18 protein-coding genes are annotated in these 22,196 nt (G+C 38.8%); 7 read left to right on the top strand and 11 right to left on the bottom strand.

What is annotated here, in order from left to right:
- Positions 1-3: 3 nt before the first annotated feature.
- A complete protein-coding gene (locus tag QNI15_RS11000; RefSeq protein ID WP_313977118.1) occupies positions 4-321 on the bottom strand; it encodes a S24 family peptidase in 318 nt (105 codons plus the stop codon).
- Positions 322-567: 246 nt separating this feature from the next.
- Here QNI15_RS11000 and QNI15_RS11005 point away from each other — a divergent pair, with 246 nt between their 5' ends.
- On the top strand, positions 568-1,164 hold the full coding sequence (locus QNI15_RS11005; RefSeq protein WP_314031771.1) for a biliverdin-producing heme oxygenase: 597 nt from the start codon (positions 568-570) through the stop codon (positions 1,162-1,164).
- Between the two features lie 390 nt (positions 1,165-1,554).
- Here the strand turns inward: QNI15_RS11005 and QNI15_RS11010 are convergent, their stop codons facing one another.
- A complete protein-coding gene (locus QNI15_RS11010; protein ID WP_313977123.1) occupies positions 1,555-2,526 on the bottom strand; it encodes an aldo/keto reductase in 972 nt (323 codons plus the stop codon).
- Between the two features lie 290 nt (positions 2,527-2,816).
- Here QNI15_RS11010 and QNI15_RS11015 point away from each other — a divergent pair, with 290 nt between their 5' ends.
- The 6 genes from QNI15_RS11015 (at position 2,817) to QNI15_RS11040 (ending at position 13,129) form a co-directional block, all read left to right on the top strand.
- Positions 2,817-5,966 (top strand): sensor histidine kinase, encoded by a 3,150-nt coding sequence (locus tag QNI15_RS11015; RefSeq protein WP_314031773.1) that lies wholly within the window; start codon positions 2,817-2,819, stop codon positions 5,964-5,966.
- A gap of 152 nt (positions 5,967-6,118) precedes the next feature.
- Complete coding sequence (locus QNI15_RS11020; protein ID WP_313995341.1) at positions 6,119-6,763, top strand: response regulator transcription factor; 645 nt, start codon at positions 6,119-6,121, stop codon at positions 6,761-6,763.
- A 236-nt stretch (positions 6,764-6,999) separates the two neighbouring features.
- A complete protein-coding gene (locus tag QNI15_RS11025) occupies positions 7,000-10,233 on the top strand; it encodes a SusC/RagA family TonB-linked outer membrane protein (RefSeq protein ID WP_314031775.1) in 3,234 nt (1,077 codons plus the stop codon).
- A gap of 19 nt (positions 10,234-10,252) precedes the next feature.
- On the top strand, positions 10,253-11,869 hold the full coding sequence (locus QNI15_RS11030; RefSeq protein WP_314031776.1) for a SusD/RagB family nutrient-binding outer membrane lipoprotein: 1,617 nt from the start codon (positions 10,253-10,255) through the stop codon (positions 11,867-11,869).
- A 27-nt stretch (positions 11,870-11,896) separates the two neighbouring features.
- Positions 11,897-12,421: a hypothetical protein gene (locus QNI15_RS11035; RefSeq protein ID WP_314031777.1), complete on the top strand. Its 525-nt coding sequence runs from the start codon at positions 11,897-11,899 to the stop codon at positions 12,419-12,421.
- Between the two features lie 270 nt (positions 12,422-12,691).
- Positions 12,692-13,129 (top strand): hypothetical protein, encoded by a 438-nt coding sequence (locus tag QNI15_RS11040; protein ID WP_313977134.1) that lies wholly within the window; start codon positions 12,692-12,694, stop codon positions 13,127-13,129.
- 157 nt (positions 13,130-13,286) lie between these two features.
- On the opposite strand, the gene QNI15_RS11045 is transcribed toward QNI15_RS11040, so the two are convergent.
- The 9 genes from QNI15_RS11045 to QNI15_RS11085 form a co-directional block, all read right to left on the bottom strand.
- Positions 13,287-14,558 carry a glycosyltransferase family 4 protein gene (locus tag QNI15_RS11045; RefSeq protein ID WP_314031779.1) on the bottom strand — a complete coding sequence of 424 codons (1,272 nt, stop codon included), beginning with the start codon at positions 14,556-14,558 and terminating at the stop codon, positions 13,287-13,289.
- A 50-nt stretch (positions 14,559-14,608) separates the two neighbouring features.
- Entirely contained in the window at positions 14,609-15,418 is an 810-nt protein-coding gene (locus QNI15_RS11050) for an FkbM family methyltransferase (RefSeq protein ID WP_314031781.1), read from the bottom strand.
- A gap of 146 nt (positions 15,419-15,564) precedes the next feature.
- Positions 15,565-15,747 (bottom strand): FeoB-associated Cys-rich membrane protein, encoded by a 183-nt coding sequence (locus QNI15_RS11055; protein ID WP_314031782.1) that lies wholly within the window; start codon positions 15,745-15,747, stop codon positions 15,565-15,567.
- A gap of 60 nt (positions 15,748-15,807) precedes the next feature.
- Entirely contained in the window at positions 15,808-16,614 is an 807-nt protein-coding gene (locus tag QNI15_RS11060) for an inositol monophosphatase family protein (protein WP_314031784.1), read from the bottom strand.
- A gap of 43 nt (positions 16,615-16,657) precedes the next feature.
- Positions 16,658-17,869 carry an Lnb N-terminal periplasmic domain-containing protein gene (locus tag QNI15_RS11065; protein ID WP_314031785.1) on the bottom strand — a complete coding sequence of 404 codons (1,212 nt, stop codon included), beginning with the start codon at positions 17,867-17,869 and terminating at the stop codon, positions 16,658-16,660.
- A 129-nt stretch (positions 17,870-17,998) separates the two neighbouring features.
- Complete coding sequence (gene rsmI / locus QNI15_RS11070; protein WP_314031787.1) at positions 17,999-18,673, bottom strand: 16S rRNA (cytidine(1402)-2'-O)-methyltransferase; 675 nt, start codon at positions 18,671-18,673, stop codon at positions 17,999-18,001.
- Positions 18,674-18,768: 95 nt separating this feature from the next.
- Positions 18,769-19,005, bottom strand: a complete 237-nt coding sequence (locus QNI15_RS11075; RefSeq protein ID WP_314031789.1) for a 4a-hydroxytetrahydrobiopterin dehydratase — start codon at positions 19,003-19,005, stop codon at positions 18,769-18,771.
- A gap of 136 nt (positions 19,006-19,141) precedes the next feature.
- Positions 19,142-20,728: a GAF domain-containing protein gene (locus QNI15_RS11080; RefSeq protein ID WP_314031790.1), complete on the bottom strand. Its 1,587-nt coding sequence runs from the start codon at positions 20,726-20,728 to the stop codon at positions 19,142-19,144.
- Between the two features lie 129 nt (positions 20,729-20,857).
- Complete coding sequence (locus QNI15_RS11085) at positions 20,858-22,183, bottom strand: DEAD/DEAH box helicase (RefSeq protein WP_314031791.1); 1,326 nt, start codon at positions 22,181-22,183, stop codon at positions 20,858-20,860.
- Between the last annotated feature and the right edge of the window lie 13 nt (positions 22,184-22,196).

The following is a 22,196-nucleotide window of genomic DNA, read 5'->3' on the forward strand; positions in this document are numbered from 1 at the left end:
AACTTAGAGTTCTCTAGTTTCGCCTGTGTGTTCTACCAGAACAGCCTTCCCAAATATCCGCTTCGTCCAGCCATTTTCAAATCCATGATTGTTAGCAATCATAAATCCTTTGTTGGGGTCTTTCTTGGTGATTTTGTGAGCATCAATGTATCGACCTTTTACTTTACAAAAAACGATATCACCAATTTGATAGTCGCTCTGTCGCTTAAAGGTTAACAATGAGCCTGATTTTAAAATTGGAAGCATCGAATCACCAAATGCTTTCATTTTACCTTCACCATTAGTCTCAAGTTCTACCTTGAGCCTTTCGTACTTGTTCATAGAATAATAGAGTAAGTTTTATAAATTAATCCGGCATACTTACAAAGTACACCTTACTATAATATACAACTTTTTTCTAAGAAAAACAAATTATCTTTCTGTAAGGCACAGAATTTTATAAACTGAATATTCACACTTAAAAAAGTTTATAGTATCTATGCACGGATCATTAATACGATAGCATAGATCATAGCATAACATTCCTGGTATCATTATCCGATTATTTACCTCTTTAAGCCATCAGCCGTGTTTTTACAGAACTTACGCACTCAAACTGCCGATTGCCACAAAGCATTGGAAGAGAACTCCTATTCAGTAGCCTTGCTGAGTAATAATGTATCAATGGAAGATTATAAAATATATCTGCAAAAGCTATATGGGGTTGTATCCGGGTTTGAAAAAAATGTTTTTCCACTGTTAGAACGTAGTTTACCTACTATTTCAGAGAGACGTAAGGCTCATTTGCTTCTCCAAGACATTTCAGCAGAAAATACAACAGACACTATTGCTGTATTACCAGATAAAGACTTTACAACATTTTATACTACAGAAGCCGCCGCCTGGGGAGGTATGTATGTATTAGAAGGCTCTACCCTAGGTGGACAGGTAATTCAAAAGCACCTGGTAAAATCTCTGCCTGATTTTGAAGGCTCAAGCTATTTTTCTGCGTATGGTTTACAAATAGGGTCACAATGGAAAGATTTTCTACAACAACTTTCCATTGCAGCCCAAACACCTGGTTGGGAACAAGAGATCATTGATAGTGCTATACACACGTTTACAATGATTGATAACTGGATGAGAACAGAATCCTCCACATTAGTGCAACACAAAAACCTATAAAACAGAGGCATCTCAACTATTAGATTTTACCAGACCGACCTTGTCTCACTTAAATAGTATGATCAGAATTCACAACAAGAAAAACTTTGCGGTGAATTCTGATCAGATTTTGTTTTTGCAGTGAATGATGCGCAAGACGAAAAAGTGATCGGAGTTCCGTTCAAAAAAGTTTTTGCGGTGAGTTATGCGCAGCAAAGAAAATGATCGGAACTCTGACCAAACTCAAAAGTGATTGGAGTTATATACAATCTCTTCAGTAATTGAATAGCTTGCCTTGCCTTTTCAAAAAAAGTTTTCGCAGTGAACTATGCGCAATCAGAAACTGTATTCAAAAAACATAGTCATTTACTTACAGTTGAGACGAATCCTGTTTTAATAGATCAACAAGACCTATTGCGACCACTCTGTCGGAGTACGATCCCAACGATGATCTTTCAATTTTACCTGTAGAGCCTTTTCTAGTTTCTTCCCATCACTTGTTCCTATGTTTGCTTCCACATTGCGAATTTTTCTCATGCCAGGAATAATAGTATGCACATCATCATTACCCAAAATAAAACGCAGTGCCAATTCGGGCATGGTCATTCCTTCTGGAATTAAAGGCTTTAAAGCCTCTGCATGATCTACACTTGCATTCAGATTTTCAGGAACAAAATAAGTTGAACGCCAGTCATCTTTTGGAAATACAGTGTCTTTCGTCAATGTACCTGTAAGTGTTCCTTCATCAAATGGAACTCTGGCAATTACTCCAATATCCAGTTTACGACACAGAGGAAACAGATTATCTTCAGGAGCCTGGTCAAAAATATTATATATAACCTGTACAGCATCAATCAACCCAGTTTCTAACGTTTTCAATACATTATCTGGCTCCCAGCGATTTACACTCACACCAAAGTGCTTTACTTTGCCTTCTCTTTTTAGCTTCTCTACCGCATTTTTCCATTCATCTTTATCATACCATGCATCTTCCCATACATGAAACTGCTGTAAATCAATACACTCTACGTTTAGGTTCTTCAGGCTTTTTTCAGTGTATTCAATGATATGACTGGCAGGAAAACATTCTTCCAATGTATATTCAGGCTTGGATGGCCATTTAAAATTCATAGGAGGAATTTTAGTAGCAAAATACAATCTCTTTGATGCATGACGTTTCATTAAGTCTCCCAGAATTTCTTCACTTTTTCCTGCTCCATATCCCCAGGCTGTGTCAAAAAAAGTACAACCTAGCTCAACAGAACGATCCAAAGCAGTCTCCATTTCTTTCTGATCTGTACCTGTCCAGCCAGCTAGTCCCCACATGCCGTAGCCAATTTCACTTACATTCCAGTTTGTTTTTCCAAATCTTCTGTATTGCATAACTATGTTCAGGGGGTTTGTTAAAAAATATTTTTTCTGCACCCAAGTTAAATTCATTTTTCTGATTGAGGAAATAATCTGCTGACACTATCTCCTCATTTAATAATGAGTCCTCTCAAACAAAGAAAATGCTACAGTTTATCCTACACTCAGAGTATTACAAGTAAGATATACTCTATTAGTGAGTATTACCACTCATGTAATTATTACAGTATCACCCTTCTAATTCATTAACTTAGAACCTGTGCCTTTGTTTATGCAAACAAAAAACGCTTTCCCAAGTCTCTGGTATGAAAATACTGTACTATCTCATAGGAGTGTTCTTTATCTCAAAGGCACTTGCTGTTCCCAATAACCATCTGGATCAAATCTCATTGAATGATGGACTCAGTCAAAGTGAGGTTAGAGCTATTCTACAAGATAGTCAGGGATACATGTGGTTTGGCACTCAGGATGGACTTAATCGATATGATGGTTTTCATATAAAGCAGTTTCACAATGATCCATTTGATAAAAACACACTACCTAGTGATGAGATTACGTATTTGTATGAAGACTCACGACAACAATTATGGATAGGCACTACTCATGGCATCTGTGTATATGACCGTTTGCATAATTCTTTCACACAATATACCTACCTATTTGGCCAGGGAAAGCCTTCATGGTCGTATACGGTGACAAGTATTGTCGAAGATCGATGGAGAGCTATATGGGTTGGAACAAAAAACGGACTATGGAGACTCATACCACAAGAAAAACAAGATACTCCTTATGTAGCAACGCTGTATACTATAGGTCAGGGATTAAACTATGATTTAGTCAATTCTATTTACAAGGACAACCTTGAAAATATATGGGTAGCTACTCCTACAGGATTAAACAGAATACTTATAAGTCCTCATACCTCTTCACAACAACACATTTCTTTTGAAAATGCATCTACTTTTAATAGCACTCTCTACAAAAAACTACAATTTCCCATACAACGGATCACAGGCACCAGTGACTATATTTTACTTTCCTCTGATAACCATCTGCTTACTATTTCTCTGAAAGATTTTTCTGTAAAGACCCTATGCTGGCAACCATGTGATTCAGAACTAACCATTACAGCGTTGCGTATAGATCGCTTTGGAATTATATGGATTGGGACCTTCGGGGCTGGATTATTTCGTTATCAGAAATTAGTAGACGACCAACTAATGCTACTGGAACATATTCAGGAAGAACGTTTTCAACCAAATGGATTGAAAAGTGGGACTATTTATGCTTTGTATGAAGGTCACGACACAAATGAAGATATTGTATGGATTGGTACCCGGGAAGCGGGAGTACACTCCTATAGTCGCTCAAAAAACAGTTTTTATCAATGGAGTAATGTATTATCTGATGATAAGAGGGCAATGGAATCTTCTATCTTTTCTATTTGTACAGATAGCTTCGGCTATGTATGGGTCGGAACTCTACAAGGACTTTTTCAGATAGAACGAAAAACACAGAAGCATAAAAAATTACTACTGGATAGAACATCTAGTGATAATAATTACTATTCAACAATCAAGGAAGACAGCAGAAAGAACCTATGGGTTGGAAGTAATAACGGACTATATTTATATGACAGATCTCATGATCACTTTGAAAAAGTCAGGCTGCCGTCCACAAAGAATAACACCCAGCCTTTGGTAAAAGATATCTTTGAAGATAAGCATGGAGATATATGGATTGCAACATATGAATATCTGGTAAAACTAGACAAAGAACTGGGCTGTAAAGACCTAAAAAGAGATTTGAGACACAATACAGATACACTGTCATTATCTGGTATTAGTGTGATAACTGAAGATGCTTCTGGAAACTTCTGGTTTGGAACAAATCATGGGCTCATCAAGTGGAATCCTTCTTCTGGAACCTTTCTTCATCTAACAAACCATCCGGAAAATCCTGGCAGCCTTATAGGAAATATGGTCCTTGATATTTATCAAGATACAGGTCATAATCTCTGGATATGTTCATCAAAAGGATTAAGCCGACTTGTAGAAACTGACTCAACCACACACTTTATACACTATACCCGGAAACACGGCTTGCCTAATTCATTTGTGTATGGAGCGTTAGGTGATAAACAAGGTAGAATTTGGGTTAGCACCAATGCAGGTTTATCCTGTTTTGATCCTGTCACAGATAGTTTTAAAAATTATGATACCAACGACGGATTAACAAGCCGGGAATTTAATTCGGGTGCATTTCATCGAAGTCAGGATGGCGAGTTGTTTTTTGGTGGACATGGTGTTATGGTAAGCTTTTATCCAGATCAGTTGGTGGAAAACAAGCATCTGCCCAAAGTAAATATATCTTCTTTTCAATTGTTTCAGCAGGAAATAAACCTGGATAGTATTTTACATACCAAAGGACTGTTAACAGTTCATTATAAAGACTTCGTTTCTTTTTTCTTTTCTGCCACAGATTACAATAACCCTTCAAAAAACTTATTTGCCTATAAGCTGGAAGGATTACAGGATGAGTGGATGTATTCAGAGAATAGATTTTTAGGTATAGCAGACATCAAACCAGGACATTATACACTAAAAGTTAAAAGCTCAAACAGTCAAGGATACTGGAATGAGAAAGATATATTAAGTATTCCTATTTATGTTGTCCCACCTTTCTGGCTAAGTAGTGGCTTCTATGTACTCGTGGCCCTCACTACTATCGCACTTATTTTCATCATCTATCGGTATAGAGTCCGCTTAAAAGTGGAACGGGCGCTGGCTGTACAACAAATTAAAATCGAAGAGAATGAACGTGTACGAAAGCTGGCTGCCCAGGACTTACACGACGAATTTGGAAATGGCCTTACCCGTATTGCAGTATTAACTGAACTGACCAGAAACAACCTGAATAGAGACATTTCCGAAGCTCATTACCTTCTGGAAAAGATTAATGATAATGCCCAACGTCTCTACCAGGGAACTAAAGATTTTATATGGACTATTAATCCTGAAAATGATAATTTCTATGAAATAGCTCTTCGACTCAAAGATTTTGGTGATGATATTTTCGAAAAAACGCCTACAGAATTTGATATAACAGGACTTTCAGATCATTTTCAACAGATTAGCTTTCCTATGGGAATGAGTCGGCATCTGATTCTGATTTTTAAAGAGGCAATGAGCAATACACTCAAATATGCAGGGGCAACAAAAACTCTTCTTTCCTTTAATTCTACTCCAGACTGGATTTCAGTTTGCTGGAAGGACAATGGAAAAGGCTTTGATCTCCAAATGTCTAATCACTCCAATGGTTTAATCAATATGCAAACCAGAGCTCATAAGATTGGTGGAAGTATAGAAATTATTTCAGAAATATATATGGGTACGGAAATCCGTTTCTCCGTAAAATCCCCCAAAATGGGTGACTTTGGCAATCCAGTCTTTTAATAGATTAAAATATAAGTTCATCATCCATTCGCATACTTTTATTACCTTTTATACAAACATCAAACCGCTCGTACAAGCCATGAGACTTTTTTAATCAATATGTATCTTTTATTCGATCAACTATGTTTACGCTACCTACACCTATAATCTCTATGCAAAATATAAAAAGTACTACCCCAATTAAGGTATGTATTGTAGAAGATGATACTATTATCCGTAATGGTTTCTCGATGCTTATTGATGGCACACCAGGCTTTCGGATTGTTAATACCTACAATCGCTGTGAGGAGGCTATCAAAAACTTGTGCGAGGATTCTCCAGATGTTGTCCTGATTGATATCGAACTACCAAGTGGAATGAATGGGATTGAAGGAATCGAAAAAATTAAAAAAAGCCGCCCCAAAACCAATGTCATTGTAATTACAGTATACGAAAATGACGAACTGATTTTTAAGGCTTTATGTGCAGGCGCAGGAGGCTATTTAACCAAGAGTGTACAACCTGCCAAGCTTCTTGAAGCCATTAAAGACATTCAGGAAGGTGGCGCACCTATGAGCACCAGTATTGCCCGAAGAGTGGTAGCGTCGTTTCACAAAAATCAAAACACCCCACTTACACAACGTGAAACGGAGGTACTGGAACTGCTGGCTAAAGGCAAAAGCTATACACACATTGCAGAAGAATTATTTGTAAACAAAGAAACCATCCGTACTCATATCAAAAATATCTACTGGAAACTTGAGGTGCACACCAAAGCAGAGGCTATCGAGAAAGCTGTACAGGAACGTCTTATCTAAATTACCACAGCTATATATCCTGTTCACAAACCCGGAATTATCCGGGTTTATTATTTCTATATAGTATGGATTTCCCCATTTGATTTCCTGTGATATAACAAGCTGTTAACCACGCATTCTCCTCTCTCAAAAATCACCCAATCTGTGTGATTTTTTCCCTTTTCATAGTGTCTATATTTGATAATCACGCTCTGTAAGCGTGCATACTTCATGTACACAAACCCAATTTTTTGCCTATGAAAAAGATCTTACTCATGTTTTGCTTCGGGATTCTAATCAATAGTTCAATATGGGCACAAAACACTACGGTAACAGGAAAAGTAGTCAGCGAAGACAAATCTGCTCTACCAGGTGTAAGTGTATCCGTAAAGGGAACTACTACAGGAACAATCACTGATGTAGAAGGCAGGTTCAGTATCAGTGTTCCCCGTGATGCCACATTGTTATTCAGCTTTGTTGGTTATCTGAATCAAGAAATACAGGTAGGTAACCGATCTACTATTGATGTATCGCTGATACCAGATGTTCAGGCATTAAGCGAAGTAGTTGTAACAGCAGTTGGTATTGAGCGTAATCAGAAATCATTGGGATATTCTGTTGAGAAAGTAGATGCATCTAAAGTGCAACAAGTATCTGAACCTGATGTACTTAGAGGTTTACAAGGAAAAGTCCCAGGTGTTAACATTATAGGTTCCAGTGGTGTGCCAGGTAGTGCAACCCGCCTCACAATCAGAGGTACCCGATCCTTTTTTGGAAATAACCAGCCTCTGTTTATAGTTGATGGCATTCCGTATGATAATTCAACCAATGGAGCAAATTCAGGTGGCAATTCGCAACTATCAGGAGGTGGTGCATATTCAAGCCGTATAGCAGATCTGGACCCTAACAACATTCAATCCATGACTGTATTGAAAGGAGGAGCAGCTGCTGCATTGTATGGCATACGCGCTGCCAATGGGGTTGTGGTCATTACAACCAAGACTGGCGCAGGAAAAAGCTCAAAGAAAGGACTAGAAGTCACATTCTCTTCCTCTTATTCTATTGAAAACATAGCCAACCTACCTAAATACCAAAATAGTTATGGTACAGGAACTGGCTTTGTCTATGCTGCCTCCAATGGTTCCTGGGGTGCTCCTTTCAAAGGTGCAGTTCCTTATCCTACTATTGACTCTATACCTATCTGGCCATCTGTCTCTGCTGCCTTTCCTGAACTTGCGGGAACGAAAGTCCCATATCAGGCTTATCCTAATAATGTAAAGGACTTTTTCAAAACCGGAAGGGTATTTGAGAATTCTATTACGGTGGCAGGTAGTACAGGTAAAGGAAACCTAACGGCAACCCTATCAAAAATGAATCAGGATGGCTATATACCTAATTCAAAATTTGAACGTACCAATTTAAGCCTGGGAGGTGGTACCACTCTTGAAAACGGTCTGACTATAGGAGGTAACTTTGCCTATACCAATAGCCTGCAATCCGGGCCTGCAGGTGGAGCAAACAATGCGATTGGAAATGCGTCGGCATTTGGTCGTACTATGTTTCTTGGACGAAATTGGGATCTTCAGGGCCAACCTTTTGAAAATCCGATTACACATGCGAATATATTTTTTGTATCCACCGGACAATCTACTAATCCATACTGGAGTACCAAATACGATGGATTTAATGCAAACATCAACCGTGTATTAGCCAGTATCAATGCAAGTTATGACATTTTTAACTGGCTTACTGCATCCTACAAAATTGGTATCAATACATATAGCCAACGGGATTTGGAATGGTATCGCCCTGGCTCAAGAGGTGGTGGCGGAATCGGAGAAATTACAGAGACAAATACAACTTTCACAGAAATAGAATCTAATTTCTTGCTATCTGCCAGTCGCAAACTATCTGATGACCTTGGCCTGAAAGTAGTAGTAGGGCATAATGTGAATCAACGTACTACACAAAATCAAAGTTTTCAGGGGTCAGGCATGATTGATTTTGACATTCTTGACCTTGATAATACCAATAGTGTGATTCCGTTTGGTGGTACCTATCAGAGACGTCGGTTATATGGTATTTTTGCGGATGCAACGCTGAGTTATCGTGATTATGCTTTCTTGACAGTAACAGGACGTAATGATTGGTCGTCAACCTTACCGAAGTCTAACCGAAGCTTCTTTTACCCAGCAGTAAATGGATCTTTTGTATTTACAGAAGCCTTCGGTATACAATCCAAGATTCTGAATTCAGGTAAAATACGAGCCAGTTGGGCAAAAGTAGGAAATGACGCACCACCTTATTCACTTTTCCCAACCTATCAGTTAAATCTGGGAGCCAGCTCAAACCTCATAGGTGCACTTCCTGACAATGATTTTCCATTCAAAGGGATTCCGGCAGCTACTCTTTCCAATACAGATTATAACCCTAACCTAAAACCGGAATTCACCCGATCTGTTGAGTTAGGTACAGAGTTACGATTATTAGACAATCGGGTGGGTATAGATTTCACGTTCTATCATACTAAAACTACTGAACAGATTGGCTTTCTTTCACTCCCTCGTGCCTCCGGGTTTAATTTCCTGCTTACCAACTTTGGAACGATGACTAACAAAGGGGTTGAAATTGGGCTTGATGTGACTCCAATCTCTTTAAACAATGGATTCCGATGGAATATTTATGGCACCTTTACCAAAAACGTAAATCGGGTAGATGAGTTAGTAAGTGGTCTGCAGGAAATAGAAATCCAGGGACTATTTGGTGGTAGCGTAGTTCCAGTATTACGACCAGGCCTACCTTATGGTGTAATTCGAGGTAGTGTCTCTGCACGAGATGAGAATGGAAACTTACTGATTGATCCATCCAATGGACAACTAATCAGATCATCCACTCCAGAGATTATAGGAGATCCCAATCCTGATTTTATCATCGGACTTACGAACTCATTTACATGGAAAGGAATCACTTTGGGAGCTGTATTTGACTATCGCCACGGAGGTGACTTGTATTCTACTACTGTACAGGCAATGTTAGGTCGCGGTGTAACCAAAGATACAGAGAAAAGAGAAATGAATTATGTAATTCCAGGCGTCTTGGGAGATCCGAACACCCAAAAACCTCTGCTTGATAGTGACGGTAAGACTATTCCTAACAACATCCAGGTGGAAATGAATGATCTATACTTTGGTGATACGTTTGCTGTAAATGGAGCAGATGAATGGAGTGTCTTTGATGCTACTACCATCCGTTTGAGAGAGGTTAGCTTAGGTTACGAACTTCCCAAACAACTTATGCAGAAAACGCCATTTGGTTCAGCAAAAATTTCTTTCACTGGACGTAATATCTGGTATAAAGCTCCCAACTTTCCGAAATACACTCGATTTGATCCTGAGACCAGCACCTTTGGAAGCTTAAACATACAAGGATTTGAATACAATACAGCACCGTCTGTGCGTCGCTTTGGAGTCAATCTAAGATTAACTTTCTAGACACAATTATTTTCTCTATATGAAAAAGATCATTCGATATATACAAATCCTATTGTTTTCGACAGTAATATTTTTGGGAACTGGTTGTGAAAGCAACTTTTTGGATATTAATAAGGATCCTAATAATCCAACCATAGTTCCATTACGTCAGCTATTGCCTTATGCTCAGCTTAATATAACCAACTCATTAGGCATGGGCCCATCGGGACTTTCAGAGCCCCTTTCCAGCTTCTCTCATCAAATTGTGGTTAGAGACAACTGGAATAGTTACTTCATTGTAGGAGATGATTTTCCTATTCAACAAGCCTGGGACAATTTATATGCAGGTGCATTTACCGACCTTCGTCAGATTATAAACCTCGGCACAGAACAGGAAGCCTGGCAGTTTGTGGGCATTGCACAAATACTAAAGGCCTATGCAGCAAGTGCTATGGTGGATGTCTGGGGAGATATTCCGTATACCAATGCAACGCTTGGAGCAGAAAACCCTTATCCGGAATTTGACAAAGGTCAGGAAATCTATCCCAAGTTATTTGCTTTACTTGATGAAGGTATTGCCAATTTGGCAAAAACATCCTCTCTATCGACAGGTACCAGTGACTTATTTTTCAGTGGAAATGTAGATCGCTGGCGAAAACTAGCCAAAACACTAAAACTCAAGTTATACAATCAGATACAACTAACCAGTCTCTATGATGATGCCGCAGTCAAAGCATTGATTGCAGAAGGAGATTTGATGAGTGCAGCCTCCAATGATTTTGAATTGCGGTATGGTAGCACTACAGCTCCTGAAAACAGGCATCCTTCATTTATTCAGGAATATGTACAGGGTCCTCAGTATAATATAAGTCCTTACTTTTATCAGATTATGCAGGGGAAAAGCACACTCAACCCAATCTTATTTGGTATTGAAGATCCTCGTATCCCCTATTATTTCTTTAATCAGCTCACTCCTGATCAAGATGCACAAAATCCTGTGTCCTATCGGGATGGAGCCTTTTTATCTATATGGTTTGCCTCTTTAAATATTGACCCCAATGAAGGTTTTGATCAGGATCAATCACAAACCATGCTGGGTTTATATCCCGTAGGAGGAAAATATGATGATGGAGAAGGAGGTGTGGTGAATCAAAGTAGCGGATTACAGGGGGCTGGTTACCAACGCCTGTTTACGTATGCCAATAGCCTCTATGTAAGAGCTGAGCTGGCTCTCACCAAGAATACCGGAGAGGATGCAGAGGAGCTGTTTGAACAGGCCATAACAGAATCATTCAAAGAGGTAAATCAGATTGCAGACCTGGCAGGTGCGCCTACATTGTCGACTACAGAGATCAGTAGCTATGCATCAAAAGTATTGGCATTGTATACTGCTGCAAATACAGAAAAGAAACTTGAGTTAATTTTGACAGAAAAATGGATTGCCAACTTTGGATTTGGATTAGAAGCCTATAATGATATTCGCAGAACAGGTTATCCCAAACCTTTTGATCCCAATACGGATAACAACCCTTTTACAGTTCTTAACCGAAGCTTTATACTCTCGCTTCCGTATTCAGTTACAGACTTACAAATCAACCCAAATGCCCCTGCACCAAGAAATATTGCAACAGATAAAGTTTTCTGGGATGTAGATTAACCTTTCTCACAATCTAACTTTGATACTATGAAATCAACATTTGCTTTCTATATAATTCTATTCGTAACCTTAGTATTCACTTTCTCTTGTCGGGATGATGACCGTATTCGCATACCTCAAGTTGAAGAAGGTGTCAACATGCGGATTATTGTTGATGAAGATAAAAGTGACTTCAGTAGTGATGATCTCAGTAATTCAGCCATTGAGTTTGACGCTTATTCTATCAATCAGAATCTAAGTACTGTACAATTTATCGGAGATTACATTGATGCCAGCACAGAAGATACCATTACAGGCAAACTAGTGCTTTCTTTATCTCAGACTGACTTTACGAATGGGAAAGCCAGAGGTGTAATCACAGCTACTCAGGTTGCTACAGCATTTGGTTTACCAAATGGCATTGCCGATATGGGTGAAGATGACGAACTGATCTTATACCCTACTGTCACTCTTACAGATGGCCGGGTTTTCAATATAGATAATTCTGCTCCCAGCATTGGTGGTGGAAATAATGCAAGTTTTACAGTAATCTTTGGTGCTGTCGTAAAATAAGCCAGCATCTTAGCGTATAGTTCTAAAAAAAGGTTAGGAGATCATTCCTAACCTTTTTCATTTTTTATTAGCTAAAACACCTTTATCGATCTGAATTTGGCGTATTTCATTAGAATTCTCTTTTCAAAATCATACTCTTACAGCCCAATAAGCAAATATCCATTTATCCAGTCCTGTATCCATTCCTCCAAATCACGCATTTTGGGTTAGATGTGCCTTTTACTCAGTCCTTAACTTTCCCCTATTATCCACTTTAACTTTTCCTGAACTATGAAAACTCTTCTGAATGTATGCATCGCTATCTTAGTAAGCGTTGTTGCTATCGCAATTCCACAAAATGATGATCCTGAACCAGAAAAATTTAATGAAAATAATCACTATCAAACCAAAACCCGAAGCTTTGGAGTAGGTATGTATCCCAAAAAAGATGCTCTTGTGATGAACGTTATGGTAGATAACTATTCCAGCAAAAGCATCATCGTTCAACTCAAAGATGAAAAAGGGGAATTGTACTTTAGCACATCTCTTGGTAAACGACAACGCAGAAGCTGGTTAAAACTCAATATGGGAGATCTTAAAGACGCAGTTTATCAGCTTGTTATTTTCAATGGCAAAGATAAAGTAGTAAAAGAGATTAATCTAAAGACACTTAAAGTGCCACTTCCTGAACCTAAAATGGAAGAACAACGCCTGATTAGTATGCTTTAATAAGTACTTAAAAATCAAGAACATGATATGTGCCTTTATGAATAAATCACCCAATATGCAGGATTCCAGATAACTCTAACAAGTATATTTTTATGACTAAGTTTTCTTCATAAACTTAAGGTACATCTAAAAAAACTTCATCTCTGGTGGAGTTTTTTTATTTCTTTTTATGGCTAATCGAGTGGTATAAACTTTGGTATCGTCCAGCAACATGTTCTTCTGTAAAACGTTGCAACACTGATTGTCTGGCATTCTGCAAAAGAGACTCCTGTCTTTTTTCTTCCAGTACAAATAAGATCCCTTTTGATAAATCTTCAGCAGATTTGTATACAGCAAGATAGCCGTTTTGTCTGTGATCAATCATCTCTGGTAAACCACCTGTATCAAAAGCTACGACTGGTGTACCACATGCTAGTGCTTCCATTACAGTGTTGGGCAAATTATCTTCTAATGAGGGTAATACCATAGCATCGCAGACATTGTATAATTCTACCAATGCAGTATCTCCTTTTACTGATCCATAGTCATGTACATGAAATGGTAAGCGTCGCAAAACCTCTTCTTCTGCCTTTCCAAAAATTACAAGTTCAATTTGCTCTTTTAGATTTTTATCAGCTTCATAGAGTTGATTAAGCGCTTTTTCCAGATAAGCAAAACCTTTACGAGGATCTTGTGTATTCATAGCTCCAAACAAAAGCAACTTCTTATCTACTGGCAAGCCTAACTTTTCCCGTAAAGCCAATACATCCATAGGTTGATACAATTCTGTATCTATAGGATTAGGAATAGCTGTTACAGGAAATTGTCGTAGTAAAGCGCTCTGCCTTGCCTTATCCGCCAGCCATTGACTACAGGTTACAAAATGAATAGGAGCATTCTGTAACAGAGCCTTCTTTTTCTCAAAAATCCGATAGGACAAATCCTTCTCAGACGGATGCTTCAAAAACGGGCATTCATGGCAATGGGATAAATAATGAGCACAGGTTCCGCTATAATGACAGCCACCTGTCATAGCCCACATATCATGCAATGTCCACACTATTGGTTTATTCAGTGATAAGAGCCTTTTTAAAGATCCTAATGACAAAAATCCAAAATGAATCCAGTGCAGATGCAAAACATCTGCTTGTAAAATAGCGGGATGAGTACTGATATCAATACCAGCAACTCCGGGAGAGAAAGCAAATCGTACCTGTTTTGACTTTTCAAAAAAATAGAAATACAATCGTTCTGCTACAAAACGCCCGAAAACAGCTTTCTTCTGTAGATAAGAGGTTGCTACAGGAGTTACAAAGTCTTCTGGAAAGGCTTGTTCCTGTACCAGTAAAGTTGCATTTGTATAACTCTTTCGTAAAGCCAGTGCCAATCTACGACAGGCTACAGCAGCACCTCCGCTGGACTGGTAGGTATTGATTAACGTGACGTTCAACCGATTCAGGATTTTGTTGAAAGGGGAAATATGCTTTTATATGCAAGTACTTAGTCCTTATAGGCAAATATATTCAATTGCAAATCCATCACAGGTGTCTTGTGATTAGTACGATTAACAAATGGCTGTTTACGATCTGCTTCTGAACGGATAAAATACCGGAAACCACTATCTGTCAGAATTTGAAGAATTTCACCCAATGCCTGTGGCTCGCCCAGATAAGCATGATACTCAATAAAAAGATGCCGAATCCTTCCCAGACTATTTTTGCAATCCCGTATTACTGCAACCTCTGCCCCTTCAATGTCCATTTTAAGCAGGTCTATCATCGTTTCTTTTTCCAGCCAGTCTTTCAAACGTGTGGCAGGTACCTGTGTAGTCTTGGCTCCTACAATCACAGAGCCACCATCTGCACCTTCAGCAGAAAATGAAATAGTAGTATTCTCATTCCATACTGCCTGATTAATGATTTCTATATTTTGCAGATTATTCTTCTGAATATTACGGGATAAATATCCGGCAATTGTCGGATCAGCTTCAAACGCTTTGATATGTGCGTCTGGATACAGATGTTTAAAATACAAAGTATCTATACCTATATTAGCACCACAATTATAAATCAAAGGAGAAGAAGTGTTTGAAAGAAACCGATAGTTCTCATCTGCGAAGATCTCTTTAAACTGCCACAAAAAAGATTGACAATCGGGAACCACTATTTCAAAATTCAGGAAATTTATCTCTCTTGGCTTATACCGTCCTACATCTCCGTATTGAAAAGCCAGTCGCAGAAACGTACGACTATATCGTGTACGCCATAAATGATAAATATCTTTGAAAAGTATTTTGAAGAATAAGATCAAGCGTATGAAAATTAAAAGGCGAAGAATTGGATTTGTGAGACAAAGGAAAAGATAGGAAAGCGAAAAGACAAGTAAAACAGATCGCAAATGAAAGAATATGCGTTATTACAATGCCTTTATGTCCACAAATACATTTTTAGTCAGACTTAAACAGTCTGTTTATTCTTCTGCATTTCAGCCTCTATCTTTTTAAAGTCGATAGTAGAGCAAGCACCTCCACAACCTTTGGCGCACCCAGTGCTTTTCGTTGAAAACTGTTTACGAACAACAGTAAACAGATACGCTAATGCACTGAAAAAGATGATTCCGATGATAATATTCTCTGCCATACTCCCTGAACACTAAAATGTATAAGTTGGTTTCTATCTCAACAGAATGCTTGAATGTTTTTACAGTTCCACATTCTTCCAGTAAGACGCAATCAAATTACGCATAGGTTCATGAACGTTTGCAGCTCCAGCTACCAGTTGACCTCCGAACAAATAAGTATCTCCACCATTAAAATCAGAAACCTTTCCACCTGCTTCTGTCACTAATAGTACTCCTGCTGCCATATCCCATGCTTTCAGATTGTATTCATAAAACCCTTCAACACGGCCACAAGCTACATAGGCCAGATCTACAGCTGCTGCACCTAACCGGCGAATGCCATGTGATTGTAATACAAACTCCTGTAATATGGTAAGATGGTCTGTAATTTTACCAGCTAGCGAATAAGGAAATCCTGTAGAGATAAGGCTATCTTGCAAGGACTCTGCATTAGATGTTTTGATCGGTTGGCCATTACAAAAAGCCCCACCACCCTGCCAGGCAGAAAAACACTCATCTAAATTAGGTTCATATACAATGCCTACCAATGGTTCCTTGCCTTTTACTAAAGCCACACTTACACAGAATATGCGCAATCCATGAATAAAATTGGTTGTACCATCCAGAGGATCTATAATCCAATTTAGTGTATCAGAATGTTTGTCAATTGTTCCCTCTTCCGTAATAAAACCTGCTTCTGGTACCAACAAGCTTAACTTAGCAACCAGTTGTTTTTCAGCTTCTTTGTCTACATAGGATACCAGATTGTTAGCAGCACCTTTATACTCTATATTTGACTTGTCAAATGCTTCTACTTCTCGTTTCAAAAATGCGCCGGTTTCTTTTACAATGGCAATAGCATCCTGGCAAATCTGAGATAGGTTCATAGTATATAGAATTAAGGTAAAACAATCTGAACAACAAATAAACTTAAGAAGCTTGTTTCAAGGAAAGGCGTAACCGATACACCAGAAATCCTGAACGCAAAGCCAATAATAAAACTAAAGGTATTAATTCATAATCCAATTCTTGAGGAACTAATTTCCAGCCTAACAAAAGCAGAATCAAGACTCCCAGATATGTTAAGAAATAAAGACGTAACCAATGTGGCTTATTTTTCTTTAACAACCACATAGCGATGGGCAAATGTAAAGGCCATGCCCAGACCAAATGCCAGTTTTTAATGGTCGCCTGATGATCCGTACCCACCCATAATAGCAATAAAATCCACCCTAATAGTCCAATGATAGAGAAGAAAATAGCATCTACCCAAAACTGGCGTCCGGTGCCACGCCATTGCCACAAGGTAAGTAAGATACCTAAGCCGAATAATATCCAGAACAAAACAGCAGGAGTAAGAAAGGTTTGTTCTACAGGTACCTCAGTAGCCTGAAATAATACCATGTTTGCTGTCTCAAACTTTTCTATCTTTCCATTACGTACAATGGTTGCCTGAGCAACCAGCTTCATTAGATTATCAGGCAGAAACATACTTTCATAAGGGGTTGCCACATGGTCTCCCGGTAATGCTACACCAAGATCCATCCCCATATCGGCATAAGGTAGTTGTCCTGCATACCGATCAAACCACTGACGGTATGTCAGCGTTTCGATATTTGTACCATATCTTAAATCATCACCACATACCTTTTGCAACATATCCCGTACACGTGTGGTACAGTTGTCATAAAAGAAGTCGTATCGGTAAAAACGGTTTTCAGGTTTGTAATTTTCCTGTAGTAAATCAAAAAGCTTGTTTTTTTGATCGTCTGAAAGATTCAGACGTTGAGCTATTACGGAACGGTTATCGCGTTGGGAGGAATAAACCAGGGGTTCCATACCATGAATAGACAACATATAAGGGAGTTTGCCACGTGCAAACTTCACACCAAAAGAGAGTTGTCCTACCAATGTAGGCTCTCCAAAACTAAATGTACCATAGTTATATACATTATCTATTCTTAGTTCGGGATCTTGAATCCATAGAGCGGTATGGCCAAAGGTAGAGTACAGATCACTTCCCGGAGCTATTGTCAAAAGATATACTGTAGCTTTAGGCGATAAAGTGACAGCATGAACGTATGAGGCTTTTATACATAGAAGCATTCCCAGCAGAAAGCTTCGCAGGATCATTTTTTGCATGTAATTTAAGCAAAGGTTTGCGCAAATATAGAAATTTACACGTTATAGGATACTCTTTTGTCATTATCCTTCGGATGACTTTTGTCAGCAAACTTTCTACCGTTTATATCTTCCTTTCAAAGGAATAAACTATTCTTTCTTCCCTGCAATCACAATGACAATCTCCCCTTTCGCAGGCTTTTGCTGATAATAAGCTAATACTTCTGGTAACAAACCATTGGTTGTCTCTTCAAAAAGCTTTGTTAGCTCACGAGACACTGAAACCTGACGCTCTGCTCCAAAATATTCTATAAACTGCTCTAATGTTTTTAGCAACCGATGGGGAGATTCATAAAAAATCATAGTTCGTTCTTCTTCAGCAAGCTCTTTCAAGCGTGTTTGACGACCTTTCTTCTGCGGTAGAAAACCCTCAAAAACAAACCGCTCTGTTGGCAAGCCAGATTTTACCAAAGCTGGGACAAAGGCCGTTGGACCAGGCAAACATTCCACAGTCAGATCATTTTGCAAGCATGCTCGTACCAGCAAAAACCCTGGATCACTAATACCAGGTGTACCTGCATCAGTAACAAGTGCCATCCGTTCCCCTTTTTGCATGCGTTCAATAAGCTTTGTTACAGTCTGATGCTCATTAAATGCATGATGGCTTTGTAAAGGTTTCTGTATTTGCAGATGTTTTAGTAAATGGCCTGTTACACGGGTATCTTCCGCCAGAATTACATCTACTTCTTTCAGGATTCGTATAGAACGAAGGGTTATATCTTCGAGATTACCAATGGGAGTAGGAACAAGAGTGAGGGCAGTCATGAAAATAAATACGTGAGCAAATGAGTATAGCTTCTATTTCCTGCAAAGATAGTATTCTTTGGCAGGGATCATTACTCATTTGCTCATGTATATTCTTAACTGGTAGCCAGTTTATCGATAATATCAGCCAGTTTGCGGTCTTTGTCTGTTACGATATTTCCTGCATCATGCGTATTTAATTCTATGTCAACGCGATTATATACATTAGCCCACCAGGGATGGTGGTTCATACGTTCTGCTTCAATAGCTACTTTAGTCATGAAGCCAAAGGCCTCTACGAAATTTTTAAACTGAAATGTTTTCTTCAGTTTATTGTCTTCTTCTTTCCACATAGATGAACAAAGGTTGATTTATACATGCATATTCTTTCAAAAAAGATACCCTATACTATATTCCTCGGCCAAACTACACTATTTTCTGAAAGAATACGTATTCTTATTTTTTCCTTATTCATTATGTGATACAAATCTATTGTCTTTCCAGCATTCTTAACCGCTCTTCCAGATCCCGTTCCTTACGATACATTTCTTCCTGAGTAGCAGCCAGTTCTTCCATATTCTGACGCAACTCTTCTTCCTGAGATTTCAGCATTTCTGCCTGTTCCTGAGAGTCCTGTAGGAGTCGGGCCGTGTGTTCTGCTGTTTTTACAGTCAGAATAGCTGAAGCGACAAATTCACCTGCCTTTTCAAGAAAGCGAATCTGATAGTCTTCAAATCGTTCAAAGCTAGCTAACTCAATAATCGCCTCTACCATATCATTGTATTTCATCGGAACTATTGCCAGACAACCAGGTGTAGCATCACCCAATCCCGATGTAATCTCCATATACCCTTTGGGCACATCTGTGAGTAAAATAGTATCTGCTTCCAGATAAGCCTGCCCTACTAAACCTGATCCAGCAGAGATTTGCTTCTGTATAAACTTTTTACGATCAAATGCATAACAGGCCAACATTTCCAGAACTACATCTTTTCTATCACCTTGTACTACAAAAAGGCTACCTTGTTGTGCTTTCAGATATTTGGTCAGAAAAGAAATTGCTTCATTTGATAATTTCTCCAGATTATTCTGGTTATTTCTTACAATTTCTGAAAAACGGGCTAGCCCTTCATTGGTCCAGTTTCGTCTTTCATCTTCTGCCTTTACAAGTTTCATTTGCTCTCTCATCTGAAGTAACTCACCTGCCAGCGTCTCTTTATTTAATGCCTTATTTGCATCCGTTAATCCTTTCCAGTTCACTTCAAAGTTTCCGGCAGACATAGCTTTTACCAACGTAGATGCTTCTTTAAAGTTCTGAATAGATGTGGCAACTACCTGCTCATAACTTTCATCCCGATCAGAATTACCTGGGTTAAAAAGGTATTTTTCATTATTCTCTTCCAGATCAGACAATAACTTTTTCCGGCTTGCAGCATCTATAGTTAACTTTCTGACTACTAAACCCAGTATGGGCAGCCCAATTAACAGGAGAATTGCCTGTACAATCAGATTACGGCTCATCGCAGCTTCATAATCTGCCTGAGCTTTCTGAATTATAGTATCAACATATTTCCGGTGCCGGGATGCAAATGGAGAATACACTTTCCACAAATCATATCCTTTATCCAGCTTTAATAAAGCAAGAAACTCTTCTGTATTTCCTTCTTTTGCCAAATCCCTCATATGATCACAATGTGAGATATAAGCATTAACAGCTTCTCTTATTTTACCAAACTGAACTCGAGAGGTATCCAGATTTTGTACATGTAGCAGACTGTCTACTTTGGCCATGGTACCTTTATTCATCTGGATAGAAGACGTGTAGGGTATTAACATCTGTTCATTCTGAGTTAGTCCATATCCTCTCAGACCAAGGTCCATTTTGGTAATGTGCTGAGTGAAGATGTCATCAATCCGTTTTCTCAACTCTTCAGCCTGCAGTTTTATAGCAGTTGTCCTAAGCATTTCCTGTTTATTATACCAGCTTAAAGCAGATGATACAATCATCAGTAAAACTGTAAGTGATATGCCTAACAGAATAAGATTTCTTTCAATAAACTGTTGTATACGGCTCATACGATTGCTCTCTAATGATTCATTAATACATAATAATACCTATTAAAGGTAAATGATAACCAACCATTAGAAAAACAAAAGCTTCACTCCATATTATTTATGTAATAAAATTGCACGAAATAATCTAATTTATTTTCTACGAGGTTTTCCAGGTGATTTTACATTCTTCTTTCCTGGCTTTGTATTTGTACCTTTCTGCCGTTTCTTTTCATGGAAAGCCCCTTGAAAATCAGGGTTCTCACGTCGTTTTTGATTATCAATTTCCCGATTCATTTCCTGATCTTCCTCAAAAGGAGTCTTAAAAATTTCAATTTCAGCAGGAAGAGTCTCTCTGGGAATTGTCATCCTGATCAATTTCTCAATCTTCTCTATGTGGTACTTTTCTGCCTTATTCATGAAAGTAATAGCTTCTCCTGTACGAAAAGCACGTCCTGTACGGCCAATGCGATGTACATAATCTTCATACACAATCGGCACATCAAAATTGATGACATGGCTTACCTCCTGTACATCTATTCCTCTGGCAGCTACATCAGTGGCCACTAGTACACGTACATTTCCTTCCTTAAAAGACTCCATAGAGTTAATACGGGTATTTTGTCCCTTGTTGGCATGAATTACCCGAACCTCATCTTCCTGCATTTTCCGGGTCAGAAACCGATATATATTTTCGGCAGTCTGCCTGGTTCTTGTAAATACAATGACTCTGCTTAATCCGGCATTTTGTAAGAGATACTCCAGGAAATGTGCCTTAGTCTTAACATTCGGTATTTCATACAAGCTTTGTTTTACTACTTCTGGTGTGGAAGCCTGAGGAGCCACTTCAATTCGGACTGGGTGTTCCAGAAATTCTTCTGAAAGTGTTTCTACACGAGGCAGAAACGTAGCTGAGAATAACAGATTCTGACGTTTTACAGGGATTACCTCCAGAATGCGTCTGATCTGGGGCATAAAACCCATATCCATCATCCGATCCGCTTCGTCTAAAACAAGTGTTCGAATCTCTTTCGTAATCAATTCCCCTTTCAGATAGAGGTCCATAAATCGCCCGGGAGTGGCTACAATTATATCAAGTCCTTTCTGAATGGTTTCGATTTGGGTTTTAGGTCCAATACCACCATAAATCCCAAGGTGTCTAATGTCTGTATATTTACCCAGTTCGGTAATAGCCTTGTCGATCTGCATAACCAGCTCCCTCGTTGGGGCTAATATTAGTGCACGTGGAGCCATTCCCTGGGCATATTTTACTTTCATAAGAATAGGTAAAAGATATGCTGCTGTCTTTCCGGTTCCTGTCTGAGCAATTCCCAACACATCATGTCCTCCCTGTACTATAGGAATGGCTTTCTGCTGAATTTCGGTAGGAGTTTCATAGCCCGCTTCTGCGACAGCAGTCAGAAGTTGTTTATTCAGTTTGAAACTTTCAAATGTTATAGGTTGTAAATCCGTAGTCATGAGTATAGCCAAA

The organism is Xanthocytophaga flava (genome assembly GCF_030068545.1).
Lineage (GTDB): Bacteria > Bacteroidota > Bacteroidia > Cytophagales > 172606-1 > Xanthocytophaga > Xanthocytophaga flava.

What these genes read in the sequence shown, in the direction of transcription:
- QNI15_RS11000 (WP_313977118.1), bottom strand. Translation starts at nt 321, where the DNA reads ATGAACAAGTACGAAAGGCTCAAGGTAGAACTTGAGACTAATGGTGAA.
- QNI15_RS11010 (WP_313977123.1), bottom strand. Translation starts at nt 2,526, where the DNA reads ATGCAATACAGAAGATTTGGAAAAACAAACTGGAATGTAAGTGAAATT.
- QNI15_RS11015 (WP_314031773.1), top strand. Translation starts at nt 2,817, where the DNA reads ATGAAAATACTGTACTATCTCATAGGAGTGTTCTTTATCTCAAAGGCA.
- QNI15_RS11020 (WP_313995341.1), top strand. Translation starts at nt 6,119, where the DNA reads ATGCAAAATATAAAAAGTACTACCCCAATTAAGGTATGTATTGTAGAA.
- QNI15_RS11025 (WP_314031775.1), top strand. Translation starts at nt 7,000, where the DNA reads ATGAAAAAGATCTTACTCATGTTTTGCTTCGGGATTCTAATCAATAGT.
- QNI15_RS11030 (WP_314031776.1), top strand. Translation starts at nt 10,253, where the DNA reads ATGAAAAAGATCATTCGATATATACAAATCCTATTGTTTTCGACAGTA.
- QNI15_RS11035 (WP_314031777.1), top strand. Translation starts at nt 11,897, where the DNA reads ATGAAATCAACATTTGCTTTCTATATAATTCTATTCGTAACCTTAGTA.
- QNI15_RS11040 (WP_313977134.1), top strand. Translation starts at nt 12,692, where the DNA reads ATGAAAACTCTTCTGAATGTATGCATCGCTATCTTAGTAAGCGTTGTT.
- QNI15_RS11055 (WP_314031782.1), bottom strand. Translation starts at nt 15,747, where the DNA reads ATGGCAGAGAATATTATCATCGGAATCATCTTTTTCAGTGCATTAGCG.
- QNI15_RS11060 (WP_314031784.1), bottom strand. Translation starts at nt 16,614, where the DNA reads ATGAACCTATCTCAGATTTGCCAGGATGCTATTGCCATTGTAAAAGAA.
- QNI15_RS11065 (WP_314031785.1), bottom strand. Translation starts at nt 17,869, where the DNA reads ATGCAAAAAATGATCCTGCGAAGCTTTCTGCTGGGAATGCTTCTATGT.
- rsmI (WP_314031787.1), bottom strand. Translation starts at nt 18,673, where the DNA reads ATGACTGCCCTCACTCTTGTTCCTACTCCCATTGGTAATCTCGAAGAT.
- QNI15_RS11075 (WP_314031789.1), bottom strand. Translation starts at nt 19,005, where the DNA reads ATGTGGAAAGAAGAAGACAATAAACTGAAGAAAACATTTCAGTTTAAA.
- QNI15_RS11080 (WP_314031790.1), bottom strand. Translation starts at nt 20,728, where the DNA reads ATGAGCCGTATACAACAGTTTATTGAAAGAAATCTTATTCTGTTAGGC.
- QNI15_RS11085 (WP_314031791.1), bottom strand. Translation starts at nt 22,183, where the DNA reads ATGACTACGGATTTACAACCTATAACATTTGAAAGTTTCAAACTGAAT.